15 protein-coding genes are annotated in these 15,449 nt (G+C 76.3%); 12 read left to right on the top strand and 3 right to left on the bottom strand.

What is annotated here, in order from left to right:
- Positions 1–38: 38 nt before the first annotated feature.
- From ACUN9U_RS04630 to fbaA, 3 genes are read left to right on the top strand one after another with little or no spacing between them, the layout of a single operon-like run.
- Complete coding sequence (locus ACUN9U_RS04630) at positions 39–356, top strand: hypothetical protein (RefSeq protein ID WP_445483756.1); 318 nt, start codon at positions 39–41, stop codon at positions 354–356.
- On the top strand, positions 353–2,044 hold the full coding sequence (locus ACUN9U_RS04625; RefSeq protein WP_445483755.1) for a sodium:solute symporter family protein: 1,692 nt from the start codon (positions 353–355) through the stop codon (positions 2,042–2,044). The genes ACUN9U_RS04630 and ACUN9U_RS04625 overlap by 4 nt, the downstream gene beginning before the upstream one ends.
- Positions 2,045–2,093: 49 nt before the next feature.
- A complete protein-coding gene (gene fbaA, locus ACUN9U_RS04620) occupies positions 2,094–3,122 on the top strand; it encodes a class II fructose-bisphosphate aldolase (RefSeq protein WP_445483754.1) in 1,029 nt (342 codons plus the stop codon).
- A 74-nt stretch (positions 3,123–3,196) separates the two neighbouring features.
- Here the strand turns inward: fbaA and ACUN9U_RS04615 are convergent, their stop codons facing one another.
- Together ACUN9U_RS04615 and ACUN9U_RS04610 are read right to left on the bottom strand one after the other, a co-directional pair.
- Positions 3,197–3,607, bottom strand: a complete 411-nt coding sequence (locus ACUN9U_RS04615; RefSeq protein WP_445483753.1) for an STAS domain-containing protein — start codon at positions 3,605–3,607, stop codon at positions 3,197–3,199.
- Between the two features lie 147 nt (positions 3,608–3,754).
- On the bottom strand, positions 3,755–4,111 hold the full coding sequence (locus tag ACUN9U_RS04610) for an STAS domain-containing protein (protein ID WP_445483752.1): 357 nt from the start codon (positions 4,109–4,111) through the stop codon (positions 3,755–3,757).
- A gap of 91 nt (positions 4,112–4,202) precedes the next feature.
- Between ACUN9U_RS04610 and ACUN9U_RS04605 the strand changes: the two genes are divergently transcribed.
- Together ACUN9U_RS04605 and ACUN9U_RS04600 are read left to right on the top strand one after the other, a co-directional pair.
- The gene (locus tag ACUN9U_RS04605) at positions 4,203–4,676 is read left to right on the top strand and encodes a DUF3151 domain-containing protein (protein ID WP_445483751.1); all 474 of its coding nucleotides are present in this window, start codon (positions 4,203–4,205) and stop codon (positions 4,674–4,676) included.
- Positions 4,673–5,704: an NAD(P)/FAD-dependent oxidoreductase gene (locus ACUN9U_RS04600; RefSeq protein ID WP_445483750.1), complete on the top strand. Its 1,032-nt coding sequence runs from the start codon at positions 4,673–4,675 to the stop codon at positions 5,702–5,704. The genes ACUN9U_RS04605 and ACUN9U_RS04600 overlap by 4 nt, the downstream gene beginning before the upstream one ends.
- Before the next feature lie 44 nt (positions 5,705–5,748).
- Here ACUN9U_RS04600 and ACUN9U_RS04595 read toward each other — a convergent pair whose 3' ends face one another.
- Complete coding sequence (locus ACUN9U_RS04595) at positions 5,749–6,708, bottom strand: diacylglycerol/lipid kinase family protein (RefSeq protein ID WP_445483749.1); 960 nt, start codon at positions 6,706–6,708, stop codon at positions 5,749–5,751.
- A gap of 91 nt (positions 6,709–6,799) precedes the next feature.
- On the opposite strand from ACUN9U_RS04595, the gene ACUN9U_RS04590 reads away from it, so the two are divergent.
- The 7 genes from ACUN9U_RS04590 (at position 6,800) to ACUN9U_RS04560 (ending at position 15,364) form a co-directional block, all read left to right on the top strand.
- The gene (locus tag ACUN9U_RS04590; protein ID WP_445483748.1) at positions 6,800–8,089 is read left to right on the top strand and encodes an adenylosuccinate synthase; all 1,290 of its coding nucleotides are present in this window, start codon (positions 6,800–6,802) and stop codon (positions 8,087–8,089) included.
- Positions 8,090–8,094: 5 nt separating this feature from the next.
- The gene (locus ACUN9U_RS04585) at positions 8,095–9,558 is read left to right on the top strand and encodes an aspartate aminotransferase family protein (protein ID WP_445483747.1); all 1,464 of its coding nucleotides are present in this window, start codon (positions 8,095–8,097) and stop codon (positions 9,556–9,558) included.
- Positions 9,555–10,850, top strand: coding sequence for a phosphoribosylamine--glycine ligase (gene purD / locus ACUN9U_RS04580; RefSeq protein WP_445483746.1), 1,296 nt, complete (start codon positions 9,555–9,557; stop codon positions 10,848–10,850). The genes ACUN9U_RS04585 and purD overlap by 4 nt, the downstream gene beginning before the upstream one ends.
- A 107-nt stretch (positions 10,851–10,957) precedes the next feature.
- Positions 10,958–11,752 (top strand): hypothetical protein, encoded by a 795-nt coding sequence (locus tag ACUN9U_RS04575; RefSeq protein ID WP_445483745.1) that lies wholly within the window; start codon positions 10,958–10,960, stop codon positions 11,750–11,752.
- Positions 11,749–12,873, top strand: a complete 1,125-nt coding sequence (locus tag ACUN9U_RS04570; RefSeq protein ID WP_445483743.1) for a hypothetical protein — start codon at positions 11,749–11,751, stop codon at positions 12,871–12,873. Before ACUN9U_RS04575 ends, ACUN9U_RS04570 begins: the two co-directional genes overlap by 4 nt.
- Positions 12,870–13,817 carry a phosphoribosylaminoimidazolesuccinocarboxamide synthase gene (locus tag ACUN9U_RS04565; RefSeq protein ID WP_445483742.1) on the top strand — a complete coding sequence of 316 codons (948 nt, stop codon included), beginning with the start codon at positions 12,870–12,872 and terminating at the stop codon, positions 13,815–13,817. Before ACUN9U_RS04570 ends, ACUN9U_RS04565 begins: the two co-directional genes overlap by 4 nt.
- Before the next feature lie 53 nt (positions 13,818–13,870).
- Entirely contained in the window at positions 13,871–15,364 is a 1,494-nt protein-coding gene (locus ACUN9U_RS04560; RefSeq protein WP_445483955.1) for a dihydrolipoyl dehydrogenase family protein, read from the top strand.
- Positions 15,365–15,449 lie beyond the last annotated feature (85 nt).

Here is a 15,449-nt window from a genome sequence, read left to right as displayed (position 1 = left end):
CCATCGCCGACGGCGGCGCCGGCCGTGAGGAGCGCGACGTGCCACAGCCACCCACCCGTCCGACCCGGGGGCGCCTGGCCGACCTCGCCTTCGACATCCGGTCGGTCATCGGCGCCCTGTTCGTCGTCTACGGCCTGGTCTGCCTCGTCTGGGGGCTGGTGTCCTTCCCCGCCGAGGCGGCCGAGAAGACCGGCGGGATCAACCTCAACCTCTGGGCCGGCCTCGGCATGCTCCTCATGGGCGCCGCCTTCCTCGTCTGGGTGGTCACCAGCCCGCTGACCCAGGACGACCCCGCCGTGCGCGAGGCCCTCCAGGAGGCCGACGACGAGGGCGCCCGCGGCGGGGAGCAGCGGTGAGCGCCGTGCTGGCCGCGGGCACCACCGGCGCCACCCGCATCGACGCCGGCGCGGGCGACTACGTGCTGGTCGCCCTGTACTTCGTCGTCGTGCTGGGCATCGGGCTGCTGGCCCGCCGGCGCATCTCCTCCAGCCTCGACTTCCTGCTGTCGGGCAGGTCGCTGCCGGCCTGGATCACCGGCCTGGCGTTCGTCTCGGCCAACCTCGGCGCCATCGAGCTGCTCGGGCAGGCCGCCAACGGCGCGCAGTTCGGGGAGCAGGCCTTCCACTACTACTGGATCGGCGCCATCCCGGCCATGGTCTTCCTCGGCCTGGTGATGATGCCCTTCTACTACGGCTCGAAGGTCCGCAGCGTCCCCGAGTTCCTCGGGCGCCGCTTCGACGCCAAGACCCAGCGGCTGCAGGGCCTGCTGTTCGCCCTGGCCTCGGTGCTGCTGGCCGGCGTCAACCTGTACGCCATGGCCATCGTGGTCAACGCCCTGCTCGGGCTGCCCACCTGGCTCGCCATCGTGCTGGCCGGCGTCATCGTGCTGGCCTACACCTTCCTCGGCGGCCTGTCCGCGGCCATCTACAACGAGGTGCTCCAGTTCTTCGTCATCGTCGCCACGATGGTGCCCCTCACGCTGGTCGGCCTGCACCGGGTGGGCGGCTGGGGCGGCCTGGTCGGCCAGCTCACCGACCAGGGCAGCGGCTCGATGCTGCAGGCCTTCCCCGGCAACGACCTGACCGGCATCGCCAGCGGCGTCGGCTCGACCATCGGGGTGGTCCTCGGCCTCGGCTTCGTCACCTCCTTCGGCTACTGGACCACGAACTTCACCGAGGTCCAGCGCGCGTTCTCGGCGCGCAGCGCTTCCGCCGCGCAGCGCACCCCGCTCATCGCGGCGTTCCCCAAGGTCCTCATCGCCCTGGTCATCATCGTCCCCGGCATGGTCGCCGCGGTGCTGGTCCCCGGCATCGCCGACCTCAAGACCGGGGGCGACGGCGGGGGCGCCACCTACAACGACGCCGTGCCGCTGCTGCTGGACGAGCTGCTGCCCAACGGCTTCCTGGGCGTCGCGCTCGCCGGCCTCATCGCCGCCTTCATGGCCGGCATGGCCGCCAACGTCAGCTCCTTCAACACCGTGGTCACCTACGACCTCTGGCAGGACTGGGTGCGTCCGGGGCGCGACGACCAGCACTACCTGCGGGTGGGCCGCGCGGTCACCGTCATCGGCACCGCGCTGGCGATCGGCACCGCCTTCATCGCCGCGGGATTCACCAACATCATGGACTACATCCAGACCCTGTTCTCCTTCTTCAACGTGCCCCTGTTCGCGGTCTTCGTCTTCGGGCTGTTCTGGAAGCGGATGACCGGCTCGGCCGGCTTCTGGGGCCTGGTCAGCGGCACCCTCGGTGCCGTCGTGGTCTTCGTGCTCAACCAGACCGGGGCGCTGACCCTGTCCGGGCAGGGCTCCGCCTTCCTGGGCGGCGGGGTCGCGATGGTGGTCGCCGTGCTGGTCGGCTACCTGGTCTCCCTCGGTGGCCGCCCGAGGCCGGAGGCGGACCTGCGCGGGCTCGTGTGGTCCCTGACGCCCCGCGAGGTGCGCGCGGTGCCCCGCGAACCGGGCGTCCTGCGCTCGCCGGCGGTGCTCTCGGTGTCGGCGCTCGCGCTGGCCACAGCGGGGTACGTGGTGTTCGCCGTCATCTGAGCCGGTGGGAGGATCGGCGGCGAAGCACCCGACGAGGAGGGACCCACGCATGCCCATCGCCACCCCCGAGGTCTACGCGGAGATGCTGGAGAAGGCGAAGGCCGGCTCCTTCGCCTACCCGGCGATCAACATCACGAGCTCGTCGACCATCACCGCCGCCATCCAGGGCTTCGCGGAGGCCGGCAGCGACGGCATCATCCAGGTCTCCACCGGCGGCGCGGAGTACGCCTCCGGCTCGACGGTCAAGGACATGGTCCGCGGGGCCGAGGCGCTCGCCGAGTACGCCCACCACGTGGCCAAGGGCTACGGCGTGAACATCGCGCTGCACACCGACCACTGCCCGGCCGACAAGCTGGACAAGTACGTGCGGCCCCTGCTGGCCATCAGCGAGGAGCGCGTCAAGAACGGCCGCGACCCGCTGTTCCAGTCGCACATGTTCGACGGCTCCGCCGTCCCGCTGGACGAGAACCTCTCCATCGCCACCGAGCTGCTCGAGCGCTGCTCGGCGGCCAAGGTCGTCCTCGAGATCGAGGTCGGCGTCGTCGGCGGCGAGGAGGACGGCGTCGCCAACGAGATCAACGACCAGCTGTACTCCACCCCCGAGGACGCCATCGCCACCGCGAAGGCCCTCGGGGTCGGGGAGAAGGGCTACTACCTGACGGCCCTGACCTTCGGCAACGTGCACGGCGTCTACAAGCCGGGCAACGTCAAGCTCCGACCCGAGGTGCTCAAGGCGGCGCAGGACGCCGTCTCGAAGGAGTTCGGCGGCGGCGACAAGCCCTTCGCGCTCGTCTTCCACGGCGGCTCCGGCTCCACCGCCGAGGAGATCGGCCAGGCCGTCGACTTCGGCGTCGTGAAGATGAACATCGACACCGACACGCAGTACGCCTACACGCGTCCCGTCGCCGACTTCATGCTGAAGAACTACGACGGCGTGCTGAAGATCGACGGCGAGGTCGGCAACAAGAAGCAGTACGACCCGCGCGCCTGGGGCAAGATCGCCGAGGCCGGGATGGCCGCCCGCGTCAAGGAGGCCTGCGAGCACCTGCGCTCGGCCGGGACCTCGCTGGGCGCCTGACGGGTCCCACCCGACGACGAAGGCCCCCCGGCTGGTGCCGGGGGGCCTTCGCGGTGCCGGGGCACCTGCTCGCGTCAGGCGACCAGGCCCCCGCCGGGGCCGTCGCTGCCGTCGTCGGAGCCGTCGGGGAGCGTGTGGTCGATGCCCGGGTCGTCCTCGACCACGCGCAGGACCTGGCTGATGCTCGTCACCTGGATGAGGAAGCGGACCAGGTCGGGCGGGCGGATCAGCACGAGCTTGGACGGGCTGCGCGACGCCAGCCGCGCCAGGAACGCCACGCCCGTGGAGTCCATGAAGGTCACGTTGCGGACGTCCACCTCGACCGGGAGCCCGGAGGCCTCCGCGTCGGCCGACGCCTCGAGGAGCTCCTGGCCGAGCTCGGCGTCGACCTCCCCGGTCAGCACGACGCGCGTCTTGCGACTGCCGAGGATGACGTGCACGGACCCCGGCTCGCCGCCGTCCTGATCCTGCTCCGGACCTGCCACCCGCACCCCACCTCCACACCGCTGGTCACCGCACCCACCCGCGGCGGCCGCTGCGCCCGCTCGCTGGAGCGCACGGCTCCCCGGACGATACGGGGTGGTCGCCCCCCAGCGGCAGCGGCCCGCCCGCGGCGCGTCCCGGCCCCGGGCTCAGGCGGAGGGGCGGCGCCAGGGGCCGGGGCCCGCGGCCGGGGCGCAGCGGTGGTCGGCGTCGACCTCGTAGGCGTCCAGCGCGCCGCACAGCTCCAGCACGAAGCCCACCCGCTCGTCGGCCCCGCGCAGCACGGCGCGCGCTCCCGACCGCTTGGCGGTCTCGGCCAGCGCGATGAGGAAGGCCGCGCCGGCGGAGTCGACGAAGCCGACCGAGCACAGGTCGACGACGACCCGCGCGACCTCCGGCCCCGCCGCGCGCGCGGTGAGCTCGGGGAAGCGCGCCCGCTCGGCGAGGTCGAGGTCGCCCTCGGCGCTGACGGTCAGCGTCGACCCCGCCACGGTGGCCTCGATCACGGACAGCGACGGTAGCCGACGCAGCGCAGCACCCACGGGCCGCCACCCGTCCCGCCCTGCCGGTCGCGGCGCGCGGCGGCAGGATGCTGGCATGTCCTCCCCGATGTCCCTGCCGACCCCCGGAGCCCCGGGGAGCCACGGCGGAGCCGTGCCGGGCCCGCCCTCCACGCTGCTCCCCGACGACGGACCGGAGGTCGCCGCGGCGGCGCTGCTGCGCGACGACGTCGACCCCGCGGACGTCGCGGCCGCCCATCCGGCCTCCAGCCTGGCCTGGTCGGTGCTGGCCGCCCGCGCCTACGCCTCCGGCAACCCGGTGGAGGCGTACGCCTACGCGCGCACCGGCTACCACCGCGGGCTCGACGCCCTGCGCCGCGCGGGCTGGCGCGGGGCCGGGCCGGTGCCGTGGCACCACGAGCCCAACCGCGGGTTCCTGCGGTCGCTGGCGTGGCTCGGGCGCGCCGCCGGTGCCATCGGCGAGGCCGACGAGGCGCAGCGCTGCACCGACTTCCTCGCCGCCTGCGACCCCGACGCCGTCGACCGGCTCGGCGGGGACCTGGCGCCGTGAGCCCAGCGCCCGCCCGCCGCGCCACCGTGGTCGGTGCCGGCATCTCCGGCGTCGCCTGCGCGCAGGCGCTGGCCGCCGCCGGCGTCGCCGTGCGCGTGCTCGACCGCGGCCGGCGCACCGGCGGACGCCTGGGCACGCGCCGGGTGGAGCTGGCCGACGGCTCCCTGCACGTGGTCGACACCGGAGCCGCCTACTTCACCGTGTCCGACGAGGACTTCGCCGCGCTGGTCTCGGCCTGGAGCACCGAGGGCCTGGCGCGGCCGTGGACCGACACCCTCAGCCTGCTGGGGCCGGACGGGCCGCGCGGCTCGACCACCGGCCCCCAGCGGTGGAGCGCGCCCGGCTCCCTGCGCGGCCTCGTCGAGCACCTCGCGCGCGGCCTGGAGGTCACGTCCCAGCACGCCGTCCGGTCCGTCGGCGTGGTCGACGGCCTGCCGTCGGTGGACGGCGAGGGCGTCGACGCCGTCGTCCTCGCCATGCCCGACCCGCAGGCCGGCCGCCTGCTCGACGTCGCCGCCTCACCCGGCCTGGCCTCCGCCCGCCGCGTGCTCTCACGCCCCTGGAACGCCGTGACCACGGTGTACGCCAGCTGGGACGAGGCCTGGTGGCCCTCGCTGGACGCCGGCTTCGTGGCCGACGACGACCTGGTGTCCCTGCTGGCCGACGACGGGTCGCGCCGCGGTGACGGCGCCCCGGTGCTCGTGGCGCACAGCACCCCGGAGGCCGCGCGCGGAGCCCTGGGAGACCCGGACTCCCTCGTGGCGCCCGTGCTGGCCCGGCTGCCGCACCTGCTCGGCGCGGACCCCGCCGCGGTGCCCGCCCCGCGCACCGCCGCGGCCCACCGCTGGTCCTTCGCCTCTCCGGAGCAGGCCCACGACCAGCCCCACCTGCTCACGGCCGTGGCCGGGGGGCTGCTGGGCGTGTGCGGTGACGGCTGGGCCGCCACGCCCAGCGGCAAGCCGCGCGTGGAGCAGGCCTGGCGCTCCGGGCGCGACCTGGGCAGGGAGCTGGCCGAGCGCCTCTCCTGAACTGCCGCGCGCGGGCGCGCGGGCGCGCGCCCGCGCCGGGCGGGTCAGCGGGGGACGAGGACCTGCCAGGCGCGTCCCGCGCAGCGCCAGTGCCAGCGGGTGCGCGGCTGCGACAGGTCGCCGTCGGCGTTGACCTCGAAGGGCCGCCCGTCCACGGACTCGACCACCACGTCGCAGCCCCGCACGGCGGCGGTGTCGCGCCGCTCCACGTGCTCCCCCCGCACCATCGCCGCCGCGAAGCCGGCGCGCGCCAGCGGTCCGGTGGCCGCCGAGACCACGACGTCCACCTGCCCGTCGTGGGGCGTGGCGGCGGGCGACAGGCGGGCGCCGCCGCCCACGGTGCTGCCGAGGTTGACCGCCACGAGCAGCACCCCGGAGCGCCCGTCGTGCACCTCCTCGCCGTCGACCACCACCCGCAGGTGCCACGGGCGCGCGGCGACGCCGGCGGCCAGCGCTCCGGCGGGGTAGGCCAGCTGCCGCAGCACCCGCTTGCCGGTCCGCGCGCGCTTGGCGGCCGAGACGCCGATGCCGGCGTGCACGGCGTTGACCACGACGCCGTCCTCGGTGCCGTCGTCGGCGAGGGAGACCACCAACTCCACCGGTGACGGCCTGCCCTCCAGGGCGGTGCGCGCCGCGAGGGTCGCGGCGCCGACCTGCAGCCCCAGGCTGCGGGCGAGGTCGTTGCCGGTGCCGAGCGGCACCACCCCGACCGGCCCGGCGCCGTGCACCCCCTCCAGCCCGCCCAGGGCGTGCAGGGCGCTGATCGCCGCGTGGACCGACCCGTCGCCGCCCAGGACCACCAGCCGGCGCCCCCCCAGCCCCGCGAGGGCGCGGCGCAGGTCCTCGGGGCCGGTGGTGCGGGCGACCTCCAGACCGCCGGGGGGCAGGGAGGCCTCGAGGACGGCGAGGGCGTCCCGCGCGGCGGGCGTGCGGGCGGACCCGGCGCCGGCGTTCACCACCGCGAGGGCCGCCTGCGGTCGCTGGTCGGGGTCGTGGCTGCTCACCGGGCCAGGGTGGCAGCACGGATTCGGGTCGGGGGCGCCTCACCCGCTAGCCTCGGCCGGTAACGACTCCGAGACCCGCAGGAGGGTCCGCATGCCCGCGATCGTGCTCGTCGGGGCCCAGTGGGGAGACGAGGGCAAGGGCAAGGCCACCGACGTCCTCGGCTCCCGCGTCGAGGCCGTCGTGAAGTTCAACGGCGGCAACAACGCCGGTCACACCGTCGTCGTCGGCGACGAGAAGTACGCCCTGCACCTGCTCCCCTCCGGCATCCTCACCCCCGGCGTGACCCCGGTCATCGGCAACGGCGTGGTCATCGACCCCTCCGTGCTCTTCGAGGAGATCGAGGGCCTCACCGCCCGCGGGGTCGACTGCTCGAAGCTGCTGGTCTCCGCCAGCGCGCACCTCATCGCGCCGTACCACCGCACCGTCGACAGGGTCACCGAGCGCTTCCTCGGGGTGCGCCGCATCGGGACGACGGGGCGCGGCATCGGCCCCGCCTACGCGGACAAGGTCAACCGCATCGGCCTGCGCGTGCAGGACCTCTTCGACGAGAAGATCCTCGCGCAGAAGGTCGAGGGCGCCCTGGAGACCCGCAACCAGCTGCTGGTGAAGGTGTTCAACCGCCGCGCGATCACCGTCGACGAGGTCGTCGACGAGCTGCTGTCCTACGCCGACCGGCTGCGGCCCATGGTGCGCGACACCGGCCTGGAGCTGACCCGCATGCTCGACGCCGGGCAGACGGTGCTCTTCGAGGGCGGCCAGGCCACGATGCTGGACATCGACCACGGCACCTACCCGTTCGTGACCTCCTCCAACGCCACGGCGGGCGGGGCCTGCACCGGCTCGGGGATCCCGCCCAACCGCGTGGACAGGATCGTGGGGGTGGCCAAGGCCTACATCACGCGCGTGGGCGAGGGGCCCTTCCCCACCGAGCTGCTCGACGACGTCGGCGAGGGCCTGCGCCGCGCCGGCGGCGAGTTCGGCACGACCACCGGGCGCCCCCGGCGCACCGGCTGGTACGACGCCCTCATCGCCCGCTACGCCTCGCGCGTCAACGGCCTGACCGACCTCGTGCTCACCAAGCTCGACGTGCTCACCGGCTACGAGCGCATCCCGGTGTGCACGGCCTACGAGGTCGACGGCGTCAAGCACACCGAGATCCCCCTGACGCAGACCGACTTCCACCACGCCGTGCCGGTCTACGAGGAGTTCGAGGGCTGGGACGAGGACATCAGCGGCGCCCGGGAGTTCTCCGACCTCCCGAAGGCCGCCCAGGAGTACGTGCTGGCGCTGGAGGACCTCTCCGGCGTGCGCATCAGCGCGGTGGGCGTGGGCCCGGACCGCGACCAGATCGTCGTGCGCACCGACCTGCTGGAGGGCTGATCCCGATGCCGAGCACCGCCGTGCCGAGCGCCACCGCACCGAGCGCCGCCGGGGCCCCAGCGGCCACCGCGGGGGCGGCGGCCGCCTCGGTGGTCCCGCCCGCCCGCCCCGTCGACGCAGCCGCCGTCGCCCGCACCCGCGAGCTGGACCGCGCCCACGTCTTCCACTCCTGGTCGGCCCAGAAGCTCATCTCGCCGATGGTCGTCACCGGCGCGGAGGGCTCCTGGGTCTACGACGGCGAGGGCCGCCCGCTGCTCGACTTCTCCAGCCAGCTGGTGTTCACCAACGTCGGCCACGCCCACCCGGCGGTGGTCTCCGCGATCGGCGAGCAGGCCGCCCGGCTCGCCACGGTCGCGCCCCAGCACGCCGTCGACGTGCGCGGCGAGGCCGCCCGGCTCATCACCTCCCACCTGCCGGGGGAGCGCCTCAACAAGGTGTTCTTCACCACCGGCGGCGCCGAGGCGAACGAGAACGCCGTGCGCGCGGCCCGCCAGCACACCGGCCGCCGCAAGGTGCTGGCCCGCTACCGCAGCTACCACGGCAACACCCAGACGGCGATCCACCTCACCGGCGACCCGCGCCGCTGGGCCAACGACTCCGGCGCCGAGGGCGTCGTGCACTTCTTCGGCCCCTACCTGTACCGGTCGGTGTTCCACGCGAGCACCGAGGCCGAGGAGTGCGAGCGGGCGCTGGAGCACCTCGAGCAGGTCATCGCGCTCGAGGGCCCGAGCACCATCGCCGCGCTGGTCCTGGAGTCGGTGCCGGGCACGGCCGGGATCATGGTCCCGCCGCCGGGCTACCTCGCCGGGGTGCGCGAGATCACCCGCCGCCACGGCATCCTGCTCGTGCTCGACGAGGTCATGGCCGGGTTCGGGCGCACCGGTACCTGGTTCGGCTACGACGTGCACGGCGACGGCGAGCGCGTCGACCCCGACCTCGTGACCATCGCCAAGGGCGTGAACTCCGGGTACGTGCCGCTGGGCGCCGTGGTGCTCTCCGACGAGGTGGCCGCCACCTTCGACGAGCGGGCCTTCCCCGGCGGGCTCACCTACTCCGGCCACCCGCTGGCGTGCGCCGCGTCCGTGGCCACCATCCGCGCCATGGAGGACGAGGGCCTCGTCGAGCACGCCCGCCACCTCGGCCAGGACGTCATCGGCCCGGCGCTGCGCGAGATCGCCGAGCGGCACGACGTCGTCGGCGAGGTCCGCGGCACCGGCGTGTTCTGGGCCGTGGAGCTCGTGAAGAGCCGCGAGACCCGCGAGCCCGTGGTGCCCGCCGGTGCCACCGGCGCGGCGAACGCGCCCATGGCGGCCTTCACGAGTGCGTGCTTGTCGCGGGGCCTGCTGCCGTTCGTCAACGGCAGCCGCACCCACGTCGTCCCGCCGTGCTCCACCAGCGACGAGGAGGCCCGCTGGGGCCTGGACCAGCTCGACGCCGCGCTCGGCGAGGCGTTCGGGAGCCGCTCGTGAAGGTGCTCGTCGTCGGCTCCGGCGCCCGCGAGCACGCCCTCGCCCGCTCCCTGGCCTCCGACCCCGCGGTCACCGCGGTCTGGGTGGCGCCGGGCGGCCCCGGGCCCGCCTCCGAGCCCGGCGTGCTCGGCTGCCTGCCCGTCGACCCCTGCGACGGCGACGCGGTCACCGCGCTGGCGCAGGAGCTGGGCGTCGACCTGGTCGTCGTGGGTCCCGAGGCGCCCCTGGTCGCGGGTGTCGCCGACGCCGTCCGGGCCTCCGGCACCGCCTGCTTCGGCCCCTCGGCCGACGCCGCGCAGCTGGAGGGCAGCAAGGCCTTCGCCAAGCAGGTCATGGCCGCTGCCGGCGTGCCCACCGCCATGGCGCGCGTCTGCACCACCGCCGAGGAGGTGGCCGAGGCCCTCGACCTCTTCGGCGCCCCGCACGTGGTCAAGGACGACGGCCTGGCCGCCGGCAAGGGCGTCGTGGTGACCTCCTCGCGCGCCGACGCCCTGGAGCACGCCGCGGCCTGCCTGGCGCGCGAGGGCGCGCAGGTCGTGGTCGAGGAGTTCCTCGACGGCCCCGAGGTCTCCCTGTTCGTGCTCACCGACGGCACCGACGTGGTGCCGCTGGCCCCGGCGCAGGACTTCAAGCGCGCCCTGGACGGCGACGAGGGCCCCAACACCGGTGGCATGGGCGCCTACTCCCCCCTGCCCTGGGCCCCGCCCGGGCTCGTCGAGGAGGTGGTGGCGCGGGTCGCCCAGCCGGTCGTGGACGAGATGCGCCGCCGCGGCACGCCCTTCGCCGGCGTCCTGTACTGCGGGCTGGCGCTGACCTCGCGCGGGGTGCGGGTGGTGGAGTTCAACGCCCGCTTCGGCGACCCGGAGACCCAGGTGGTGCTCGCCCGGCTGCGCACGCCGCTCGGCGGGCTGCTGCACGCCTGCGCCACCGGGCGCCTGGGCGCCCACCTGGCCGACACCGGTCCGCTGCGCTGGTCGCGCGGGGCCGCCGTCGTCGTCGTCCTCGCGGCCCCGGGGTACCCGGCCGCGACGACGACCGGCGGGGTGATCACCGGAGCCGACGCCAGCGCCGACGAGGCGGCGTGGGTGCTGCACGCCGGCACCGCCCTCGACGCCAGCGGCGCCCTGGTCAGCGCGGGCGGGCGCGTGCTGTCCGTGGTCGGCTCCGGGCAGGACCTCGCCGCTGCGCGCACCGCCGCCTACGACCGGCTCGCCGCGGTCCGGCTCGAGGGCGCCCAGTGGCGCACGGACGTCGCCAGCGCCGCCGCCGAGGGCGCCCTCACCGCGTCCTGACCCCACCCCGGCCGGTCGCCGGCAGGTCCACCGGCGGAGGACCGGCGCCGCGCGGCAGCGGCCGGCGCGGGGGTGGCCCCGCCGGGTCCGCGGGGTGATGATGCGCTGTGGCCGCCAGCGCAGGCGAGGTCGAGCTCGTCGACCTGTCAGCGGCCGACGACGCCCCCGCCCCACCACGCGGGCCGCGCCGCCGGCCCCGCCGGCGCGCGGCCGCGCCCGCCGCGACCGCCGTGGTGCTCGCGCTGCTGGCCACCGGCGCGTGGCAGCACCGCAGCGCCGTGGCCGACCAGCGCGCCGCCGCGCGCGCCGCGGACGAGCAGCAGCGGGAGCGCGCGGCCCGCGCCGGGGCCAACGCCGTCGAGCACCGCCTGCAGCAGGTCAGGTCCGCCAACCGGGCCGTCACCACGGTCGTCACCAGCGGCTCCGGCGGCGGCGCCGACGTCCTGGGGGAGCCGGAGTGGTGGCCCGCCGACCTCGGGCCGCGGGCCGCCCACACCGACGAGCCCGTGGACCTGCAGGTGGTCGGCACCTGGCCGCAGGCGCCCGAGGCGGCGGGCGTCCAGCGCATCGGCTACCGCCTGGTCACGGGCCTGCCGCAGAGCACCGGCGCGGCGCCGTGCGAGGTGCCCGCCGTCCGCGTCGGCGACTGGAGCGCTGCCCGCGCCGGTGGGGCGCAGCCGCGCTGCACGGTCATGGCCGCCGGGGTCCGCGGGACGGCCGTGCGCACCGGGGACGCCGGGCAGGGCGCCTCCCGGGTCCAGGTGCGCGAGGTGGTGCTGGTCAGCGAGGGACGGGCGGCGTCGGTGGCGGTGTGGAGCACCGGGGATGCTCCCCTGCCGCTGGACGGGCCGCTGCTGGGCGCGGCCGCGGCGGCGCTGCTCGCCACCGGGAGCCCGTCGTGAGCCGGCTGCGGACCCGACCGGAGGCGGGTGCCCGCGGTGGTGCCGACGACCTCGTCCTCGACCTCGACATCGGCGACATCGACGACCTCGACGACGGCCCCGGCGGCGTCGCCGGCGCCCACCCCGGCCGCGCCCACCCCGGCCGCGCCCACGACGACGGACCCGGCGGGGCCTCACCGGTCCGGCGCCGGCGCCGGGGCCGGCTCCTCGCGGCGGGTGCCGCGGTCGCCCTCGTCCTCACCGGCTCCCTCGTGCGCCAGCAGCAGCAGCAGGAGGAGCTGGCGCTGGCCGCACGGACGGCGGCCCAGGCCGCTCGCGCCGACGCCCGTGCCGCCGCGTGGCGGCAGCTGCAGGAGCGCTCGCGCGAGCACGAGCGGCGCGAGGTGGAGGCGCTGGCGCTGCTGCCCGGGGACCTGGCCCGCGAGCAGCGCGTGGTGGTCGAGGCGCTGGAGGGCGCGGCGCCGCGCCTGCCCGACCTCGACTGGTCCACCGCCACGACGCGCACGGTGCGCACGACCGCCCAGCGGCTCGGGGACGGCTCACCGCGGCTCGTCGACGCCCAGCGCACCGCCAGGCCGGCCTCCGCCGGACCCGGCGACGGCGAGGGACCCGTGGCCGCGGTCGCGGTGCCCGCGGCGGCCGGCACGCAGGTCGTGGGCCTGGCCCTCGGTGCGTCCCCGGCCACCTCGGTCAGCTGGCGCATCTCCACGCCGCTGGTCGCTCCGCAGGTCAGCGACCCGTGCGCGGTGCCGGGCGCGCTGCCCGTCCCCGACGGCCGCGACGGCCAGGAGGCACCGGTCTGCTCGGTGCGCACCACCACCAGCCCCTCCGGCGAGGAGCAGGTCGTGGCGGTCCGCTCCTGGCAGCGGCTGCTGGGCAGCCCCGGTGACGCCGCCCCCGTGCGCGTGGTGACGGTGCACCAGGCCGTGCTGCTGGTCGAGCAGCGGTGGACCTTCTCGATCGCCGCGACCGCCGTCGGCAGCCCCGGCAGCGCGGCCTCGGTGCCGCTGCTCAGCCTCGACCAGGCCTCCCTGGCGGTGCGCTGGGCCGCCGAGGCGGCACGCGGCAGGCCCACCCCCGCGCCGCTGCGCGGCACGCCCCTGCCAGGGTTCTCCGGGTGAGCACCCCCGAGCAGGCCGGTCGCCCCGGCGCGCCCGACGCGCCCACCACGCCGGGCTGGCGCCCGCTGCACGCGGGCAAGGTGCGCCAGCTGTACACCGCCCACGACGACCCCTCCCTGCTGCTGCTCGTCGCCAGCGACAGGATCAGCGCCTTCGACCACGTGCTCGCCACGCCGATCCCCGACAAGGGAGCGCTGCTCACCGCGCTGAGCCTGTGGTGGTTCGAGCAGCTGGAGGACTGGGGCCTGGTGCGCCACCACGTGGTCGGCGCCGGCCCGGAGCACGGGGTGCCGCGGCAGGTGGCCGGGCGCGCGATGGTGGTGCGCCGCCTGGACATGCTGCCGGTGGAGTGCATCGCCCGCGGGTACCTGACCGGATCCGGGCTGGCGGAGTACCGGGCCACCGGCTCCCTGGCCGGGGCGGAGCTGCCACCGGGCCTGCAGGACGGCGACCAGCTGCGCGCCCCGCTGTTCACGCCCACCACCAAGGCCGCCGTCGGCCTGCACGACGAGCCCGTCAACGAGGCGGGCGTCGCGGCCCTGGTGGGCGCCGAGCGGGGCGCCCAGCTGCGCGAGGTGACGGTGCAGCTGTACGCGCGCGCCGCTGCCGTGACCGCCGAGCGCGGCGTGCTGCTGGCCGACACCAAGGTCGAGTTCGGCCTGGACCCCGACGGCGACCCCGACGACCCCGCCTCCCTCGTGCTGGGCGACGAGCTGCTGACCCCCGACTCCTCCCGCTTCTGGCCGGCCGACGCCTGGCGGCCGGGGCGCGCCCAGCCCAGCTTCGACAAGCAGTACGTGCGCGACTGGCTCACCTCCCCGGCCTCGGGGTGGTCGCGGGCCTCCTCCGAGCCCCCGCCGCTGCTGCCCGAGGAGGTGGTCGAGCGCACCCGCGACCGCTACGTGGAGGCGTTCGAGCGGATCACCGGGCGGCGCTGGCACTGACGGCGGCCATCGGGCACCGTGGCGGGGTGCCCACGCCCTCGCACAGCCACGACCTGCACCCCTCCGACCAGCAGACGACGCCCGCGGGCGAGGTCACCGAGACCGACGTCGTCGTCATCGGTGGCGGCCCCGTCGGGGAGAACGTCGCCGCCCGCGCCGTCCGCGGCGGACTGAGCGCCGTGGTCGTCGAGACGGAGCTGCTGGGCGGTGAGTGCTCCTACTGGGCGTGCATGCCGTCCAAGGCGCTCATCCGCCCCACCCAGGCGCTGGCCGCCGCGCGCCGGCTCCCCGGAGCGCGCGAGGCGGTCACCGGCGAGGTCGACGCCGCCGCCGTCCTGGCCCGCCGCGACTCCTTCACCTCCGGGTGGGACGACGGCAGCCAGGTGGAGTGGGCCGTCGGCGCCGACATCACCGTGGTCCGCGGGCACGGGCGCCTGGCCGGCGAGCGGCGCGTGGAGGTCAGCGCGCCCGCCGCCGGCGGCTCCGGCGACGGCTCGACGACGACCATCACCGCCCGCCGCGCCGTCGTCGTCGCCACCGGCTCAACCCCGGCCCTCCCGCCGGTGGACGGGCTGCGCGGGCCCTCGCCCGTCGCGCACTGGGGCAGCCGGGAGGCCACGAGCGCCACCGAGGTGCCCGCCAGCCTGCTGGTGCTCGGCGCCGGAGTGGTCGGGTGCGAGCTGGCGCAGGCCTTCGCGCGGCTCGGCTCCCGCGTGACGCTGGTGGCGTCCTCGACGCTGCTCGGCAAGGCCGAGGCGCGGGCCGGCGAGCTGGTGGCCGAGGCGCTGCGCGAGGACGGCGTGGACGTCCGCCTGCACGCGCGGGCCGCCTCCGTGACCCGGGACGGCGACGCCGGGCCGGTGACGCTGGTGCTGGCCGACGGCACCGCGCTGACCGCCGACGAGCTGCTCGTGGCCACGGGCCGCCGCCCCGCCACGGGCGACGTCGGGCTCGACACCGTGGGGCTGCCCACCGACGCCCCGCTCGCCGTGGACACCACCGGCGCGGCCACGGGCCTGGACCAGGGCGACCAGCCGTGGCTGTACGGCGCCGGCGACGTCACCGGCGACGCGCCGCTCACGCACATGGGCAAGTACGCCGGCCGCGCCGTCGGCGACGTCATCGCCGCCCGCGCGAAGGGCGAGCCGGTGCGCGACGGCGCCTGGGGCGCCCACGCCACCACCGCCCAGCAGCGCGCGGTCACGCAGGTGACCTTCACCGACCCGGAGGTGACCTCGGTGGGCCTGACCGCAGCGGCGGCGGAGGAGGCGGGGCTGCGCACCCGCGTGGTCGACCTCGACATCGCCGTGGCCGGGTCCTCGCTGGCCGCTGACGGGTACACCGGGTGGGCGCGCATGGTGGTCGACGAGGACCGCCGCGTCGTGGTGGGCGTGACCTTCGTGGGGCAGGACACCGCCGAGCTGCTGCACTCGGCCACCGTCGCGGTGGTCGGGGAGGTGCCGCTGGAGCGGCTGTGGCACGCCGTGCCGAGCTACCCGACGATCAGCGAGGTGTGGCTGCGCCTGCTGGAGGCCTACGGCCTGTAGCCGCCCGCTCCGTGATCATGGGCGTGCCCCCCCCGGGGGGGGGGGGGGCGCCCAGGATCCCCGCCGGGGCGGGCGGAACTCGGGC

Source organism: Quadrisphaera sp. KR29 (genome assembly GCF_052644995.1).
Note: the sequence above shows the minus strand (reverse complement) of the source record. Positions and strands in the feature narration are given on the sequence as shown.